Genomic DNA, 16,571 nt, shown 5'->3' with positions numbered 1-16,571 from the left:
CTATCCGATCGCTATCACGAATAGCAAAACCGCAATGCGGAACCGGGCGCCTTAAGCTGTCAACTTAAGGCGCCTTTGTCGTTTACTTTGTCGCTTACATACCTGTTTTGAACTTGGTGTAGATGCGGGTGATCGAGCGCCGCACGTCGGCCGGCACCGCCTCCGGGGCGATCATGCGCTGCATGTCGGCCGGCGGCAAGAACACGGTCTTGTTGTCTGCGATGTCCTTGCGCACGAACTTGATGGCCGCCGTATTCGGATTGGCGTAGAACACCTTGTTGGTCAGGCTGGCGTGCACTTGCGGACGCAGGATGTAGTTGATGAACAGGTGCGCATTGTTCGGGTGCGGCGCATCGGCCGGAATGGCCATGGTGTCGAACACCAGCGCGGCCGAGGTCTTCGGCACCAGCACCTGGATCTGGTTGCCGTTCTTCGCTTCGATGGCGCGCTGGCGCGCGATATTGATGTCGCCGGACCAGCCGAAGGCCACGCAGATAGCGCCGTTGGCCATGTCGTTGATGTAGCCGGACGAGCTGAACAGCGTCACATAGGGACGGATGGCGGTCAGCACCTTGCCCGCATCGGCGTAGTCGGCCGCCTTGGCCGAATAGGCCGGCTTGCCGATGTATTGCAGCGCCGCCGGCAGCACCTCGGACGGCGAATCCAGGAAGGACACGCCGCAGGACTTCAGCTTGGCCGCGTATTTCGGATTGAAGATCAGGTCCCAGGCGTTGTCCGGCATCGGCTCGCTGCCCAGCGCCGCCTTCACCTTGGCCACGTTGATGCCCACCGTGGCGTAGCCCCACAGCCAGTCCACCAGGTATTCGTTGCTGGGGTCGATCTTGGCCAGCTTGGCCTGGATCTGCGGGTCCAGGTTGGACAGGTTGGTGAGCTTGGACTTGTCCAGCTTGCGCAGCTGCTTGGCGTCGATCTGCAGCTTGGCCCACGGGGCGGTCGGCACCACGATGTCGTAGCCGGACTTGCCGGCGGCCAGCTTGGAGTTCAGGATTTCGTTGTTATCAAAAACGTCATAGCGGACCTTGATGCCGGTCTCTTTCTCGAAGTTCTTGATGGTGTCTTCAGCGATATAGTCCGACCAGTTGTAGATGTTCAGGACTTTTTCTTCCTGCTGCGCCTGCGCCTGGCCGGCAACGGCCGCCACTGCCAGCGTGCATGCCGCTACCGCCAAATTTCCCCAACGCTTCCCCGCCATATGAATGCCCCCAAATAAAAGAAGAAATACTCACGAAAACCCACGAACGCGAGATGATCGGGCATTGCGGCGTCAAATGCAAGCACCCCCGGCAAGCACCCCGGGGCGAGCGCATCAGACCAGGAAGTCGAACAGCGAGCGCGCGCCGGTGTAGCCGGGCAGCGCGTCGCTGGCGGCAGATTGTTCCTGCTGGGTATAGAAGGCCACCAGCGCATTGGCCTGGGTGGTCAGCGCCTTGGCCAGGTCGGCCTTCTTCGACGACAGTGCGTTGATGTCCTTGCCCACCTGTAGCGCCTCGCGCTGTATGCTGCCGGTCTTGCCCGTCAGGATGTCGATCTTGGCGTCGAACTGGTCGGCCAGGCCCTTGCCGTCCTTGGTGAACAGGCCGGCCACGGCGCCGGCGTCGGCCGCGATGGCGCTTTTCAGCTTCTTGTCGTCCAGCACCAGCTTGCCGCTGCTGTCGATCGTCACGCCCGCCGCCGCCAGCGCGGACTTGGATACGCCGCTATTGCCCTGCACCAGCGCGTTCAGTTCGCGGCTGACCTGGCCCAGCGCCTGGTCGGACTTCAGGTCGCCCTTCTGCAGCGCCGTCAGCTTGCTGTTCAGGTCGTTATAGGCCTCGACGAACAGGCTCACGTTCTGCGCAATCTGGCTGCTGTCCTGGCTCACGGTGACGTCGGTCTTGCCTTTGCCGGTCAGCGTCAGGCTGACGCCGTCGATGGCGTCCTTCAGCGTATTGCTGGCGCTTTTGACTTCCTTGCCGGCCACGGTGGCGATCGCATCCTGCGCCGCCGCAGCCTGGGTCAGGCCCTGCGCCGAGGGGCTGTTGTTAGCGGCCGGATTGTAGGCCACCAGGTTCTTCACGGCCGCGTCGCCGGATACGCTGATGCGCACGCTGTTCGCTTCGCCGTTCTCGCCCCGGATCTGCAAGGCATAGCCGGTGCCGCTCTTGACCACGCTGGCGTTGATGCCGGCGTCCTTGAATGCGGATGCAATGCCGTCCAGCGTATTGTTCTTGCTGTCGATGGTAATCGTCTTGGCGGAGGTCTTGCCGGGAGTGAAGGTATCGCCGCCGTCGGTGCCGAACTCCACCTTGATGGTGGCGGGCGAACCGGTGCCGATCTTGGCGCTGGACGACGCCTGCTGGTCGCTATTGAGGATCTGGCCCTGCGCCAGCTGTTTCACGTCCACCGCATAAGTGCCGGCCTTGGCGGTGCCGGCCGCGCTGGCGTTCAGCACGCCCTTGCCGGACGAGGTGGCCGTGGTGCTCAGCCCGCTACCAGCGAGGCGCTCGGCAATGGACTGGAAGCCGGTCAGCGCGCTTTGCAGCTGGCCCAGGCCGGACAGCTTGGCCTGGCCGCTGGCCAGGCTGGTGTTCAACTTGGCAACCGATCCGGCCTGGCTGGCCAGCGTGCGCTCCACCTTGGCCAGCACGGAGGCCGACGGCGTGCTCGACGTGCCCAGCCCGTAAGCCGAGGCGCCCGTCAGGTTGCCGTAATTGCCGATTGTCGTATTTGCCATTTTGTGTCATCCGGGTAAAGTGGAAGACATGATAAGGTCTTCGCCTGTCCACCCATGCGGAAAACAACGCTGGAATTACCGCATGAATTTACCGATGGCAGCCACAGCGGCAGCATCAGGATTAATAAATTGTAGGCCGACTTTCACATCGTCGCCGCTAAAGATGCAATATGTTACTTTTGAGCGGCAGCTAATGATGACAGGCTTGCCATCAACAAACATCTCAAACGAGATCTGGCCGAGCTGGCCGGACGGCACCATATGGCTCATGGTGACCGACATGCCGGTCGGGCCGAGGTCGATGGTACGGGCTGGCGCCGGCTGGGCGCCGTCCATCACCACTACTGCTTTGGCACGCAAAATTTTACGGGTTGTTTGCCTTTGGTCTACTAGCACTCTGTTACTTCCTGGTTCATGATTGTCTGTCAAGAGTGCAAGCCCAGGCTGCACTCTGCAAGCTGACATTCTACTGCGCATTCATTTTTCATGCTGGGCTGAGTTGCCGTGCGGACAAACTTGCAGCATAAAACTCAATACGGCGATTATTGCAATTCGCGTAATTTGTTAAATGCATCGTCGATGCGCTCGACCGCCACGATGGTCATGCCCTCGATGGCCTGCTTGGGCGCGTTCGCCTTCGGTATCATGGCTATCGAAAAGCCCAGCTTGGCCGCCTCGCGCAAGCGCTCCTGGCCGCGCGGCGCGGGCCGGATCTCGCCCGCCAGGCCCACCTCGCCAAACACCACGAAACCGCGCGGCAGCGCCTTGCTGCGCATGGACGAGTTAATCGCCAGCAGCACCGCCAGGTCGGCCGCCGGTTCGGTAATCTTCACGCCGCCGACGGCGTTGATGAACACGTCCTGGTCGAAGGCGGCAATGCCTGCATGGCGGTGCAGCACCGCCAGCAGCATGGCCAGGCGGTTCTGCTCCAGCCCCACCGACAGCCGGCGCGCGTTGGGCAGATGGCTGGCGTCCACCAGCGCCTGGATTTCCACCAGCAGCGGGCGAGTGCCCTCCTGCGTCACCATCACGCAGGAGCCCGGCACCTGGTTGTCGTGCTGGGACAGGAATAGCGCGGACGGGTTGGAGACCCCCTTCAGGCCCTTGTCCGTCATGGCGAACACGCCCAGCTCGTTGACCGCGCCGAAACGGTTCTTGATGGCGCGCACCAGGCGGTAGCTGGAATGGGTGTCGCCCTCGAAGTACAGCACGGTATCGACGATGTGCTCGAGCACGCGCGGACCGGCCAGCGCGCCCTCCTTCGTCACGTGGCCCACCAGGATGATGGTGATGCCGCTCTGCTTGGCCATGCGGGTCAGCTGGGCCGCGCATTCGCGCACCTGGGCCACCGAGCCGGGCGCGCTGCTGAGCGCGTCCGAATACATGGTCTGGATGGAGTCGATCACCGCCACCTGCGGCTTCAGGTCGGCCAGCGTGCCCAGCACTTTTTCCAGCTGGATCTCGGCCTGCAGCTTCAGTTCGCGCGCATCGATCGCCAGGCGCTTGGCGCGCAGCGCGATCTGGGCGCCGGACTCCTCGCCGCTCACGTACAGCACGCTTTTCGCGTGCGACATATGGGCCAGCGCCTGCAGCAGCAGGGTCGACTTGCCGATGCCGGGGTCGCCGCCGATCAGCACCACGCCGCCGGCCACCAGGCCGCCGCCCAGCACGCGGTCGAATTCCTCGATGCCGGTCGGGAAGCGCGGCACGTCCAGCGCCTCGATGTCCTGCAGCGACAGCACCGGCGCGGTCTGCGCCAGCGACAGGTGCTGCGGATTGGAATAGCGGTTATTGCCGCCGCCGGACTCCATCACGGTTTCCACCATGGTGTTCCACTGTTGGCAGGCGCCGCACTGGCCGGTCCATTTGCTGCTGGTGCCGCCGCATTCGGTGCAGGTGTAATTGGTTTTCGCCTTGGCCACGGTCAGTCCTCCTGCACGCGCACGCGGGGCGCCACGGCGCACATCAGCTCGTAGCCTATGGTGCCGGCGGCGGTGGCCACCTCGTCGATCGGCATGCCCACGCCCCACAGCACCACCTTGCTGCCGACGCGCGCGTCCGGCAGGCCGCTCAGGTCCACGGTCAGCATGTCCATCGACACGCGCCCGACCAGGCGGGTGCGCACGCCGTCCACCAGTACCGGCGTGTCCTGCGGCGCGTGGCGCGGGTAGCCGTCGGCATAGCCGCAGGCGACCACGCCGATGCGCATCGGCCGCTCGGCCTGGAAACGGCTGCCGTAGCCGACGCAGTCGCCCGCCGCGATCTCCTGCACGCCTATCAGTTCGCTGGCCAGCGTCATGGTGGGCAGCAGGCCGAATTCCTCGGCGCTCTTGCCGCCCGGCGAACCGCCGTACAGCATGATGCCGGGGCGCACCCAGTCGCTGGCCAGCTCGCCGCCCAGTTCCTGCATATGCAGGATGCCGGCCGAATTGGCCAGGCTGACCGGTCCCGGCAGGCCGGCCGCGCCGGCGTTGAAGCGGCGGATCTGCTCGCGGATGGGCAGGCGCGGATGCGCCGTCTCGTCGGCGTTGGCGAAGTGCGTCATCAGGGTGATTTCCCCCACATGCGCCAGCGCGCGCAGGCGCGCGTGGGCGGCGGCGAACTGCTCAGGCTTGAAGCCGAGGCGGTTCATGCCGGTGTTCATCTTCAGGTGCAGGTTCAGCGGGCGGGCCTGGGCGGGCAGGCGCGCCGCCTCGATCAGCGCCAGCTGCTCCTCGCAGTGCACGGCGCCGTTGATATCGTGCTCGGCCATCATGGCCACGTCGGCCGCGTCGAATCCGCCCTCGAGCAGCAGGATGGGCTTGGTCCAGCCCAGTTCGCGCAGGCGCAAGGCATTGTCCGGTTCGATCAGCGCCAGCCCGTCGGCGGCGGCAAAGCCGCGCATGGCGCGCTCCAGGCCGTGGCCGTAGCCGTTCGCCTTCAGCACCCCCCACACCTTAGACCCCGGCGCGCAAGCCCTGGCGCGCGCCAGATTGTGTTTCATGGACTCTATATGGATGGTAGCGGCGATCGGCCTTGGCATAGTGAAATCTGGAGCGGTTGAGCGAAGCCGGTATTCTACCGGAAGCCGCCTCCCCCGCTTAGCGCCAAATCAAACAGGGCGGAAACAGCGCCATGCAGCAAGTTTTCCACCGAGAAACACTATACTTACAGGCGTTTTAACCCAGCCCCTACATCCGGTTGATTTCTTGGGAATACCAGTTATTCATGGTATAAAGCAAACCGAGATTAGTTTCCAGGCCTTCCAGTATGAATCGTGGTTTTTATACCATTATGGCAGCGCAGTTCTTTTCGTCACTGGCAGACAATGCACTGCTGTTTGTGGCTATCGACCTGCTGATTTCCATGAAATCCCCGGCGTGGCTGACGCCGCTGCTGAAATTGTCGTTTGTGCTGTTCTACGTGCTCTTGGCCGCTTTTGTCGGCGCTTTCTCGGACGCCCTGCCCAAGGGCCGCGTCATGTTCATCGCTAACATGATCAAGATCCTGGGCTGCGCCATGATCTTTTTCCACGTCCACCCTTTGCTGGCTTACGCCATCGTAGGCTTTGGTGCGGCCGTGTATTCGCCCGCCAAGTACGGCATCCTGACCGAGCTGCTGCCGGCTGAAAAGCTGGTGGCCGCCAATGGCTGGATCGAGGGCCTGACCGTCACCTCCATCATCCTGGGCACCGTCATGGGCGGCGCACTGGTGACCGGCCGCCTGTCGACCATGCTGCTCAATATCGATATCCCGCTGATCGACACCGGCATCGACACCAGCACCGAGGCGGCGCTGTGCGTGCTGGGCCTGACCTATGTGCTGGCCGCCATCTTCAACCTGCGCATCCCGGACACCGGCTGCATCTACCCGCACCAGGAACGCAATCCGATCAAGCTGATCGTCGATTTCTCGAACTGCTTCACGCTGCTGTGGAAAGACAAGCTGGGCCAGATTTCGCTGGCGGTCACCACGCTGTTCTGGGGCGCCGGCGCCACCTTGCAGCTGATCGTGCTGGAATGGGCGCAGAAATCGCTGGGCATGCGCTATGACCAGGCCACCAGCCTGGTGGGCATGGTGGCCATCGGCATCGCCATCGGCGCGGTGCTGTCGGCGCGCTTCGTCACGCTGCGCAAATCGCTGTCGGTGATCCCGCTTGGCATCCTGATGGGCGTGATCGTGATGGGCATGACGCTGGTGTATTCGACCTGGATCGCCTACCCGCTGCTGGTGCTGATCGGCGCAATCGGCGGCTTCTTCGTGGTGCCCATGAACGCGCTGCTGCAGCACCGCGGCCACGTGCTGATGAGCGCGGGCCACTCGATCGCGGTGCAGAACTTCAACGAGAACCTGTCCATCCTGACCATGCTGGCGCTATATTCGCTGATGATACGCCTGCACCTGGGCCTGAACACCATCATCATCCTGTTCGGCCTGTTCATGGCGGGCATCATGGTGTGCGTCATGCAGATGCACAAAGCCAACCAGCGCGAACACGATTCGCTCGCGCTGATCGGCGAAGCCAAGCACTAGGAATCAAGGGGGCAGCAGCCCCTGCTCACGGCGCGCGGCGGCCCGCGCGCGCCAGTCGTCCGGCGCCACAAAGCCGCGTTCGCGCTCCACCAGCCAGCCATCCCGCTCCACCACCGACGCCACCATCACCGGCGACATCTCCTGTTCAAAACGGGCCAGCACGGCCTGCACCACCTGTGCGGCGTCCAGCGGCGCGGCGCTGTCCACGGCCGCGATGGAGTTGATGCGCGCAGGGCCGGCGGCGGGCGCGGTGGCGTTGGCCAGCGCAGTGGCGAGCGAGACGCCGGCGGCGGATGCGGCGCGCACTTTCAGCGGCGCCAGCCATTGCAGGCGCGGCATCACCACGTATTGCTGGTCCGGCTGCGCGGCGCCGTTGCGGCCAGCGGCAAATTCGCTCAAGGTGCTCCAGTAGCCCAGGCAGTGCTCGGGCGAAATACCGGCCACCGCGTGCGGCGAACCTTGCGGATAAAACAGCCAGCCCTTGACCAGCGCCTGCGCCCTGTCCACCGGCTGCGGCAGCAGCGGCTGCGCGGCCGGGTGGTAGGCCAGCTCCAGCTGCTTGGCAAAGGTCTTGCGCATCTTCACGCCCAGCGTGTCCGCCAGATTGGGGCCGACCAGGTGGTTGAAGCTGGCCGCGCCAGCCGTGTCGTCCAGCAGATAGAACTTGGTGGCGAACTCCCAGTGCAGCAGTTCGCTGCCGTGCCGCAGCAGGAAGTCGAACTCGCCCACCGTATCATTGCGGTTGGCGCGCACTTGCAGGCCGTGGGCCACCAGCGTGCCTTGCTGCTCGAAATAGAAGGCCATCAGCTTCTCGGCGTAGAGGCCGAGGCGCGAATAGAAACGGCTGCCCAGGGCGGATTCCAGCGGCGCAGGATCGTTCTCCAGCGCGGCCAGCCAGCCGGCGGCGGCCTGCGCCGCCTGGCCCAGCGTGGCGATACGCCCTTGCCAGTGGGGAGAACCGGGATCGAGCAGGTCCGGCGCTTCCAGCAGCCAGGCCAGCGCCCGCACATGGGGACGGGTCAGGTGTCCCCATGTGCGCTCGAAGCGCTCCTGGTAGGTTTCCGCGCCTGCGGCGATGCCCGTGCCAGGCGTGGCGTCAGGCCCGGCCGGCATGGGCCGCTTTCGCCAGGCACAGGTCGGACCACGCCTTGGCCTTGTCCGCCGGTTTGCGCAGCAGGTCGGCCGGGTGGTAGGTGGCGATGGTGGGGATGCCGTCGTAGCGCAGCACCTTGCCGCGCGCGGCCGCGCCCAGCAGGCCCTTGCCAGCCGTATGGCCCAGCGTGACGATCATGCGGCTGCCGGCCAGCTCCAGCTCGCGCTGCAGGTAGGGGCGGCAGGCCGCGAGGTGTTCGGCGGTGGGCAGGCTTTCGCCGCCATCCTCCGCCACCGGTGGGCGGCATTTCACCAGCGTGGTCACGTAGGCGTCTTCTTCCGGCGCCACGGAGATGGCTTTCAGCATATTGTCCAGGAGCTGGCCCGGCTCGCCGGTAATGGCGCGTAATTCCTGCTCGTCCGCCGCGCCGGGCGCGGTGCCCAGCACCAGCCATTGCGCGCGCGGATCGCCGCGTCCGGGGACGGCGGCCTGGCGGCTGTGGCACAGGTCGCAGCGGGTGCAGGAAGCGACGGCGGCCTGCAGCGCGGGCCAGTCCATGTCGGCGATCTGCTGGCCGGCGGCTTGCGGCGCGCGGGCAGCCGTGGGGCCGGCTTCGGGCACGGGAACGTCATCGAACCAGGCGGTCGATTCCGGCTCTTCGGCGCCGGCGGCAGGCGGGCGCGCGGGCGCCGGCTGTACCGGCTTGGCGGGCGACTTCGTTACCGTGGGCGGCGGCGTGGCGGGCAGCGGCGTATTGTCGAACCAGGCGTTGTCGCCGTCCGCAGCGGCGGCGGGCGCAGGGGCCGCTGCAAGATTTGCGGCAGGCTGCTGCGGCTGGGGCGCAGCCGCAGTCACAGCGGCTGGCGCGGCTACGGCTGGCGCGGCAGCAAACACCGGCTGCGGTGCCGCGTGCGGCACGGGCTCCGGCTCCGGCTCGGCGGCAAAGGCCTCAAGCTCCGGCGCATCGCCATCGGCATCGTCCATGCCTGCCACCGGATTGCGCAAGCGCCATTGCACGCCCACGCCCATCTCCTGCAGGAAGACCTGGTTGCGGTTCATAAGGTATAACGCATGACGATCGCGTCCTCGCGTTGCTGGCTGCCTGCCGGGTAGTAGCCCTTGCGGCGGCCGATCTGTTCAAATCCGTAGCGCTCGTACAATTCCAGCGCGCGCGTGTTCGACGGCCGCACTTCCAGCAGCATCGACTCCATCCCCAACCCGCGCGAGCAGGCCACCGACTGGTTCAGCAGGAAGCGTCCCAGCCCCTGCCCCTGCCACTCCTGCGCCACCGCCACGTTCAGCAAATGCGCCTCGTCGACCATCTGCATCACCAGGAAATAGCCCATCAGGCGCATGTCCTGGCCGCGCAGCACCCAGGCCTGGTAGCCGCTGGCCAGCGAGTCGGCGAAATTGCCCCGGGTCCAGGGGTAAGGATAAACACTCTCCTCCAGCGCCACCACTTCGTCGATATCGCTGTCGCGCATCGGTTCATAGTTCAGCCGAGCCAGATCCCACACAGGCTTCATGCGGCGGCCTTTGCGGCATTGATCTCGCGCCGCTCTGCGCTGGTGTAGGCGATCTTGTTGCGCAGGTAGAGCGGCTGCGCACCGGCCGCCTTCACGCCCTGCCCGGCCTCGAAGGCAATCCGGCCCAGCTGCGCGATCTGCGCCGCATGCGGCATCACGTCCGCGTGCGCGCCGGCCGCGAAGGGCTTGCCCGCCAGCGCTTCCGCATAAGCCGCAAAACCGTTGCCGCAAGCGGTCACCTCGCCCTGCGGCGCCACCGCGTCCGGCGCCGACAATGCCGGCGCCAGCACCGCCACAGGCGCTGCCTGCCGGCCGCCGTCGAAACGGTACTGCGCCCAGTAGACTTCGCTCATGCGCGCGTCCAGCACGGCCAGGATCTCGCTGCCGCCGTGCTGCTGGTGGCAAGCCAGCGCCATCGCGTCCAGCGTCACCACCGGCACCAGCGGCAGGCCTGCGCCATAGCCCAGGCCCTGCGCGATGCCGCACGCGGTGCGCACGCCGGTGAAGGAGCCGGGACCGGAACCGTAGGCGATCGCGTCGCAATCGCGCAGCGCCACGCCGGCCTCGGCCAGCAGTTCCTGGATCATCGGCAGGATGGCCTGCGAATGGGTGCGCACGCCGGTCGACGAGCGGGTGATGACTTCCTCGCCGCGCAGCAGCGCGCAGGAAGCCATTTCGGAAGATGTTTCAATTGCAAGTATGGTAGACATACCGTATTTTAACCCGGCGCAGCCCCAACAACCCAGCCTGCTGCCTTGCTTTCCGGCTCGGGGTACAATACCGCGCATGCACAGCACTACCTTACATTCTGATAACCGCGCCGACGTAGCCGACGCACTGACGCAAGACCGTTGGATCGTGGCCTGCCTGTGCGCGGCCTGGTGCGGCACTTGCGCAGGCTACCGCGCCACCTTCGACGAACTGGCCGCGCGCCATCCGGACAAATACTTCCTGTGGGTGGACATTGAAGACCATGCCGACGTGGTCGGCGACCTCGATGTGGAAAACTTCCCCACCCTGCTGATCCAGCGCCACGAAGACGTGGCCTTTTTCGGCACCATGCTGCCAGACCCGAACGTGGCGCACCGCCTGATCCAGGCCCAGGCCGGCATGGACGACGCGGAACTGGCGCGCTATGCGCAAAGCAGCGAAGAACGCCGCCACTGGCAGCGCGACTGCAATCTGCGCACGCTGCTGGCCGGCGCCTCCTGATCCGCCGCGCTACACCCCGGTCTTAAGCCAGGCGCAGCGGCAGGCTGCGCAGGCGCTGCCCGGTCAGCGCGAACACCGCGTTGGCCACCGCAGGCGCCACCGGCGGCACCGCAGGCTCGCCCATGCCCTCCGGCGGCTCGGCGCTCAGCATGATGATGGTTTCCACCTTGGGCGCCTGCGGCATGCGCAGCACCTCGTACTGGTGGAAATTGCCCTGCTCGACCTTGCCGTCCTTGATGGTGATTTCCCCGCTCAGCGCGGCCGACAGCCCGAATACCACCGCCGACTCCACCTGCTGCGAAATAATGCCGGGATTGACGGCAATGCCGCAATCGACCGCGCACACCACGCGATGCACAATAATCTGCTTGTCCTGCACCGACACCTCCGCCACTTGCGCGACGATGGTGCCAAAGGACTGGTGCAGCGCCACGCCGTGCGCCCGCCCCGGCGGCGGCTGGCCGGCCTTGTCCACCGCAGCATTCAGCACAGCCAGGTGGCGCGGATGGCGGTGCAGCAGGCCGCGCCGGAAACTGGCGCCGCTCTGGCCCGCCGCATGCGCCAGCTCGTCGACGAAGCTCTCCTTGAAGAAGGCGTTGTGCGAGTGGCCCACCGAGCGGAAATAGCCGATCGGCACGGCGCTGTCGGCAGTGACGTGGCGGATGCGCTGGTTCGGAATCTCGTACTGCATGTCGAACGCGCCTTCGGCCGTGGTCTTGTCCGGCCCCGCGCCCGGCAAGCCGAGGTTGCGCTTGAAGAACTGGTGGCCGATGGCGCCGCTGACCGACTTGCTGTCCCACGCGGCGATATTGCCCGCCGCATCCAGGCTGGCGGCAAAGCGCGCCAGCGCGGCCGGGCGGTACACGTCATGCGTGGTGTCGTCCTCGCGCGACCAGATCAGCTGCACGGGGGCGCCGTTGCACTCCTTCGCCACCGCCACCGCCTGCGCAATGAAGTCGGTTTCCAGGCGGCGCCCGAAGCCGCCGCCCAGCATGGACACTTCCAGCACCACATCGGCCGCGCCCACTCCCGCCGCTTTGGCGGCAGCGTCGATGGCCAGCGCCGGCGCCTGCGTCGACACCCACAGCCTGACCTTGCCGTCCTTGACCTGGGCCGTGCAGTTGAGCGGCTCCAGCGCGGCGTGCGCCAGGAAGGGCGCGCGGTATTCCGCCTTGAGCGTCTTCACCGCGCCCGGCGCCTGGGCCACATCGTCCACCTCGCCCCGCGTGTAGTAGGCGTGGCCGTCCTCGTCGTCCAGCTGCTGCGCGAAATGCTTGAACACGCCTTCGCTCGACAGCTTGCCGTGCGCGCCCTCGTTCCACGTGACCGGCAGCGCGGCCGCAGCCTGCTTCGCCTGCCAGTACTGGGCCGCCACCACGGCCAGGCCCGCGCCGGCACCGGTCTTTTCCGCCAGCGCCGAGGAGAAGTCAACCACGCGCGCCACGCCCGGCATCTTCAGCACCGCAGCCGTATCCACGCTGGCCACGGTTCCGCCGATCACGGGCGACATCTTCACTGCAGCGTACAGCATGCCCTCGGGCCGCGCGTCCAGCCCGAACTGGGCGCTGCCGTTAACTTTGAATGGCGTATCTCGGCGCGGCGCTGCCGTGCCGATCAGGCGGAACTGGCCCACCGATTTCAGCCGCACCGTGCCCGGCGTCATGCCTGCGGCAGCGGCCACCAGCGCGCCGTAGGCGGCCCGCTTGCCGTTCGGATGCGCCACAAAGCCAGCCTCCGTAAAGCACTCGGCCGGCTTAACCTTCCACTCGCGCGCGGCGGCCTCGATCAGCAAGGCGCGCGCGGTGGCGCCGGCCTCCCGCATCGGCAGCCACAAGTCCTTCACGCTGGACGAGCCGCCCGTCATATTGATGCCCAGCTCGCGCCCCACCTTGGACACCAGCCATCCGGCCAGGCGCTTGCCGCGCCCCTCCTCGTCCGGATGGAAAGGCAGGCTGTCGACCAGGATGGAGACGTTGCCGTAGATTTTGTCGTTCGGCGCCTGCACCAGCTTCACCTGCGCCAGCGGCACGTCCAGCTCCTCGGCCAGCAGCATGGGCAGCGCGGTATGCACGCCCTGCCCCATTTCGCTGCGCGCCATCACCACCGAGACGGTGCTGTCCGGCGCGATGGCGACCCAGCCGTTGAGCGGCACGGCGCCGCCGTTGACGGGCAGCGGCAGCTTGCCGCGCACGCGCTGGCGCGGCGGCAGCGCGCCCCAGCCAACCACCATGGCGCCGGCCACCGCAGTGGCGCTCAGCAGAAAACGGCGGCGCGACAACTTCATAACTTCCTTTCGGTTGGGGAGATGCGGATCAGGACTGCCAGCGCTGCAGCAAATCGTCCGGCAGCACGGGCTTGCTGTAGAAGTAGCCTTGCGCCAGGTTGCAGCCGTGGCGCAGCAGGAACGCGGCCTGCTGTTCCGTCTCCACGCCTTCGGCGATGACGGACAGGTTCATGCTCTTGCCCAGCTGGATAATGGCGATGGCAATGGCCTCGTCGTTGGCGTCGGTCGAAATATCCTTGATGAAGGAGCGGTCGATCTTCAGCGTCTGCACCGGCATCTGCTTCAGGTAGGCCAGCGAGGAATAGCCGGTGCCGAAATCGTCGATCGCCAGGCCCACGCCGATGGAATGCAGGTCGTTGATGAAGACCATGGCGTCGCCGGTGTTCATGATGACGGACTCGGTCACTTCCAGCTGCAGGCGGTGCGGCTCCAGGCCGGTTTCGCGCAGGATGTCGCCCACCATGGAGGCAATGCTGCCGCGCTCGAACTGCTTGGCCGACAGGTTGACCGCCATCTTCGGCACCCACAGGCCGGCCTCCTGCCAGCGCACCATCTGCAGGCAGGCCTGGTACAGCACCCACTTGCCCAGCTGGTTGATGTAGCCGGTATCCTCGGCCAGCGAAATAAAGCGGTTCGGCGGCACCAGGCCCAGTTCCGGATGGTTCCAGCGCACCAGCGCCTCCACGCCCACCAGGCGGCCGGTATCGATCTCCACCTGCGGCTGGTAGTTCAGGAACATCTCGTCCTTCTCCAGCGAACGGCGCAGGAAGGTCTCCAGGCGCAGGCGCTCCACGCCCTCGCCCGACATGGACGGCGCGTAGAAGCGGTAGCCGTTGCGGCCGCGCGCCTTGGCCTGGTACATGGCCACGTCGGCATTGCGGATCAGCATATTCAGGTCGGTGGCGTCGGCCGGCGACAGGCTGATGCCCACGCTGCAGGTGATGAACAGCTCGTGCCCGGCCACCATGAAGGGCTGCTCGAACATGCCCACCAGCTTTTCGGCCACCTGGCTGGCGCCGTACTGGCCGTCCACGTTCTCCAGCAGCACGATGAATTCGTCGCCGCCCAGGCGGGCCAGCGTGTCGCCGTCGCGCAGCTTGTCCTGCAGCGCCGTGGCGACCTGCTTGAGCAGCTCGTCGCCGATATGGTGGCCCAGCGTGTCGTTGACGTTCTTGAAGCGGTCCAGGTCGATGAACAGCAGCGCCAGCTGCTCGTGCTCGCGCGTGGCGCGCTGCAAGGCGTGGTGCAGGCGGTCGTGGAACAGCAGGCGGTTCGGCAGCGCGGTCAGCGGATCGTGATGCGCCAGGTGGTCCAGTTTTTCCTGCGACTGCTTGACCAGGGTGATGTCGCTGAACACGCAGACGTAGTGCGTGGTCACGCCGCGCGTGTCGCGCACCGCGCTCACCGTCAGCCACTCCAGATACAGCTCGCCGGTCTTGCGCAGGCTCCAGATCTCGCCGCGCCAGAAGCCGGTATTTTCCAGTTCCTGCCACATGGCGTCGTAGAAAGCTTCCTCGTGGCGGCCGGAGCGCGTCAGCGAACGGTCCTGGCCCAGCGCGTCCTGCTCGCTGTAGCCGGTGATCTGCGTGAAGGCCGGATTCACCGCCACGATGGTGCCCTTGTCGTCGATGACCATCACGCCGTCGGCGATGTGCTCGAGCACCGTGGCCGACAGGCGCAGCTTTTCCTCCGCCTCCTTGCGCGCGGTCACGTCGGCATAGACCCAGATGCTGCCCTCGTTGGCGCGGCTCTGGTCGATGGCGCAGCCGCTCACCATGCACCAGAACAGCGTGCCGTCCTTGCGCCGGTAGTGGCGCTCCTCGCTGAAGTACTCGCCGGCCGACAGCGTGGGGTACTGGCGCGCGCCGGCCGACTCGAACTCGAAGGCGGTGGGGAAGACAATGGCGGTGGAGGCGCCGGCCATGTCGCCCGGCTCGTAGCCGAACAGCTCCTCGCAGCGCCGGTTGACCGAGACGATCTGGCGGTTGCGCACAAACATCACGCCGAACATCACGTTGTCCAGGATGGCGCTCTGCTCGGCCAGCAGGCCTTCGATGCGCATTTCATTGTGCTTGCGCTGGCTGATGTCGGAAATAATGCCGTCCACCCAGGGCGCCTTGTCGCCCGGCTCGGACACCTGGGGCTGGCCGTTCTCGGCCACCCAGCGCTCGGTGCCGCTGGCGTCCGTGATGCGGTACTCCACCGCATACGGCTTGCCGTCGCGGATGGCCTGGCTCACCACGCGACGCTGCATGCGGCGGTCCTCGGGGCAGATCAGGTTGGCCCAGGAATGGCTGGTGCTGCGCATGAACTGCGCGGCCGAGTAGCCGGAAATGTCCTCGATGGCGTCGCTGACGAAATCGACCGGGCCGTCCGGGCGGAAGCGGAACACCGCGCCCGGCACCTGGGTCACGATGGTGCGGAAGCGCTCCTCGCGCTGGCCAATGTCTTCGAACAGATGCTTGATCGCCACCCGCATCTGCTCCAGCTGGCCGGACAGGCGTCCCAGCTCGTCGTTGCCGGTCAGTTCCAGCCGGGTTTCGAAGTCGCCGTGCGACAGGCGGTCGGAGAAGCGCATCAGCTTGCGCAGCGGCTTGATCAGGCGCTTGTTCAGGAACAGCACGATCAGCAGCAGCGACACGGTCAGCTGCGCCGCCAGCACGAAGACATAGGAAAGCTGCTTCTCGCGCAGCTCCTGCTGGCTGCGGGCGTCGTCCATCTCCACCATGATGCGGCCGATCTTCTCGCCGCGCACCAGGATTTCGCGCTCGGCGCGGTAGACGTTGCCGGTGGTCTGGCGCGGCGACTGCAAGTGCATGAACTGGGTTTCGGCCTGGCCGGTGACCTGCACCTGCAGCACCGAACGGTCGCGCATGACCGATTCGACCAGCGAATGGGCCGACTCGGCGTTCATATTCCACAGCGATTCCTGCATGCCGAGCGCCAGGATGTCGGCATTGCGCTGCAGCGACTCGTTGAGCGCCATCTTGGCCGACTGCTGCTCGTGCACGCCGATCAGCAGATAACTGCCTATCATTGCAGGAATCACAAGACCGCCAAACACCACCAGCAGCAAAGCGCCGTAGATGGAAAGGCCGTACAGCGCGCTCAGTCGGGAACGCATCCTTCTGTATAAAGAACTAATCATGCACCACGGGGACTTGGTCTTACGCTTGTTTGCAAATACAGGATTCTTCGTTTGCAACAATT

At 65.8% G+C, this 16,571-nt stretch carries 13 protein-coding genes; 2 read left to right on the top strand and 11 right to left on the bottom strand.

What is annotated here, in order from left to right; genetic code table 11:
- Window positions 1-94: 94 nt before the first annotated feature.
- The 5 genes from AC07S4_RS16370 to alr all read right to left on the bottom strand — a co-directional run bounded on the left by AC07S4_RS16370 (window position 95) and on the right by alr (window position 5,756).
- Window positions 95-1,213: a polyamine ABC transporter substrate-binding protein gene (locus AC07S4_RS16370; protein ID WP_494987652.1), complete on the bottom strand. Its 1,119-nt coding sequence runs from the start codon at window positions 1,211-1,213 to the stop codon at window positions 95-97.
- A 114-nt stretch (window positions 1,214-1,327) separates the two neighbouring features.
- Complete coding sequence (fliD, locus tag AC07S4_RS16365) at window positions 1,328-2,734, bottom strand: flagellar filament capping protein FliD (protein ID WP_494987651.1); 1,407 nt, start codon at window positions 2,732-2,734, stop codon at window positions 1,328-1,330.
- A 75-nt stretch (window positions 2,735-2,809) separates the two neighbouring features.
- The gene (locus AC07S4_RS16360; RefSeq protein WP_494987650.1) at window positions 2,810-3,130 is read right to left on the bottom strand and encodes a PilZ domain-containing protein; all 321 of its coding nucleotides are present in this window, start codon (window positions 3,128-3,130) and stop codon (window positions 2,810-2,812) included.
- Between the two features lie 146 nt (window positions 3,131-3,276).
- Window positions 3,277-4,656, bottom strand: a complete 1,380-nt coding sequence (gene radA / locus AC07S4_RS16355; protein WP_494987649.1) for a DNA repair protein RadA — start codon at window positions 4,654-4,656, stop codon at window positions 3,277-3,279.
- Between the two features lie 2 nt (window positions 4,657-4,658).
- Window positions 4,659-5,756 carry an alanine racemase gene (alr, locus tag AC07S4_RS16350; RefSeq protein ID WP_494987648.1) on the bottom strand — a complete coding sequence of 366 codons (1,098 nt, stop codon included), beginning with the start codon at window positions 5,754-5,756 and terminating at the stop codon, window positions 4,659-4,661.
- Between the two features lie 227 nt (window positions 5,757-5,983).
- Here alr and lplT point away from each other — a divergent pair, with 227 nt between their 5' ends.
- A complete protein-coding gene (gene lplT, locus AC07S4_RS16345; RefSeq protein ID WP_494987647.1) occupies window positions 5,984-7,246 on the top strand; it encodes a lysophospholipid transporter LplT in 1,263 nt (420 codons plus the stop codon).
- A 3-nt stretch (window positions 7,247-7,249) separates the two neighbouring features.
- Here the strand turns inward: lplT and AC07S4_RS16340 are convergent, their stop codons facing one another.
- The 4 genes from AC07S4_RS16340 to tsaB are packed head-to-tail and all read right to left on the bottom strand — an operon-like array spanning window position 7,250 to window position 10,575.
- Window positions 7,250-8,359, bottom strand: coding sequence for a DUF1853 family protein (locus tag AC07S4_RS16340; RefSeq protein WP_494987646.1), 1,110 nt, complete (start codon window positions 8,357-8,359; stop codon window positions 7,250-7,252).
- Entirely contained in the window at window positions 8,343-9,398 is a 1,056-nt protein-coding gene (locus AC07S4_RS16335; RefSeq protein WP_494987645.1) for a uracil-DNA glycosylase, read from the bottom strand. Before AC07S4_RS16335 ends, AC07S4_RS16340 begins: the two co-directional genes overlap by 17 nt.
- Window positions 9,395-9,865, bottom strand: a complete 471-nt coding sequence (gene rimI, locus AC07S4_RS16330; protein WP_161072185.1) for a ribosomal protein S18-alanine N-acetyltransferase — start codon at window positions 9,863-9,865, stop codon at window positions 9,395-9,397. Before rimI ends, AC07S4_RS16335 begins: the two co-directional genes overlap by 4 nt.
- Complete coding sequence (gene tsaB / locus AC07S4_RS16325) at window positions 9,862-10,575, bottom strand: tRNA (adenosine(37)-N6)-threonylcarbamoyltransferase complex dimerization subunit type 1 TsaB (RefSeq protein WP_494987644.1); 714 nt, start codon at window positions 10,573-10,575, stop codon at window positions 9,862-9,864. Before tsaB ends, rimI begins: the two co-directional genes overlap by 4 nt.
- Window positions 10,576-10,651: 76 nt before the next feature.
- Between tsaB and AC07S4_RS16320 the strand changes: the two genes are divergently transcribed.
- Entirely contained in the window at window positions 10,652-11,077 is a 426-nt protein-coding gene (locus AC07S4_RS16320) for a thioredoxin family protein (RefSeq protein ID WP_494987643.1), read from the top strand.
- A gap of 22 nt (window positions 11,078-11,099) precedes the next feature.
- Here the strand turns inward: AC07S4_RS16320 and AC07S4_RS16315 are convergent, their stop codons facing one another.
- Entirely contained in the window at window positions 11,100-13,361 is a 2,262-nt protein-coding gene (locus AC07S4_RS16315) for a xanthine dehydrogenase family protein molybdopterin-binding subunit (protein ID WP_494987642.1), read from the bottom strand.
- Between the two features lie 28 nt (window positions 13,362-13,389).
- The gene (locus AC07S4_RS16310) at window positions 13,390-16,509 is read right to left on the bottom strand and encodes an EAL domain-containing protein (RefSeq protein WP_494987641.1); all 3,120 of its coding nucleotides are present in this window, start codon (window positions 16,507-16,509) and stop codon (window positions 13,390-13,392) included.
- Window positions 16,510-16,571 lie beyond the last annotated feature (62 nt).

The sequence above is a fragment of the Pseudoduganella sp. GW821-FHT05F09 genome (genome assembly GCF_059419605.1).
Note: the sequence above shows the minus strand (reverse complement) of the source record. Positions and strands in the feature narration are given on the sequence as shown.

Excerpts from the sequence above, each read along its gene's own strand:
- AC07S4_RS16370 (WP_494987652.1), bottom strand. The coding sequence starts at position 1,213 with ATGGCGGGGAAGCGTTGGGGAAATTTGGCGGTAGCGGCATGCACGCTG.
- fliD (WP_494987651.1), bottom strand. The coding sequence starts at position 2,734 with ATGGCAAATACGACAATCGGCAATTACGGCAACCTGACGGGCGCCTCG.
- alr (WP_494987648.1), bottom strand. The coding sequence starts at position 5,756 with ATGCCAAGGCCGATCGCCGCTACCATCCATATAGAGTCCATGAAACAC.
- lplT (WP_494987647.1), top strand. The coding sequence starts at position 5,984 with ATGAATCGTGGTTTTTATACCATTATGGCAGCGCAGTTCTTTTCGTCA.
- AC07S4_RS16340 (WP_494987646.1), bottom strand. The coding sequence starts at position 8,359 with ATGCCGGCCGGGCCTGACGCCACGCCTGGCACGGGCATCGCCGCAGGC.
- AC07S4_RS16335 (WP_494987645.1), bottom strand. The coding sequence starts at position 9,398 with ATGAACCGCAACCAGGTCTTCCTGCAGGAGATGGGCGTGGGCGTGCAA.
- rimI (WP_161072185.1), bottom strand. The coding sequence starts at position 9,865 with ATGAAGCCTGTGTGGGATCTGGCTCGGCTGAACTATGAACCGATGCGC.
- tsaB (WP_494987644.1), bottom strand. The coding sequence starts at position 10,575 with ATGTCTACCATACTTGCAATTGAAACATCTTCCGAAATGGCTTCCTGC.
- AC07S4_RS16320 (WP_494987643.1), top strand. The coding sequence starts at position 10,652 with ATGCACAGCACTACCTTACATTCTGATAACCGCGCCGACGTAGCCGAC.
- AC07S4_RS16315 (WP_494987642.1), bottom strand. The coding sequence starts at position 13,361 with ATGAAGTTGTCGCGCCGCCGTTTTCTGCTGAGCGCCACTGCGGTGGCC.
- AC07S4_RS16310 (WP_494987641.1), bottom strand. The coding sequence starts at position 16,509 with ATGATTAGTTCTTTATACAGAAGGATGCGTTCCCGACTGAGCGCGCTG.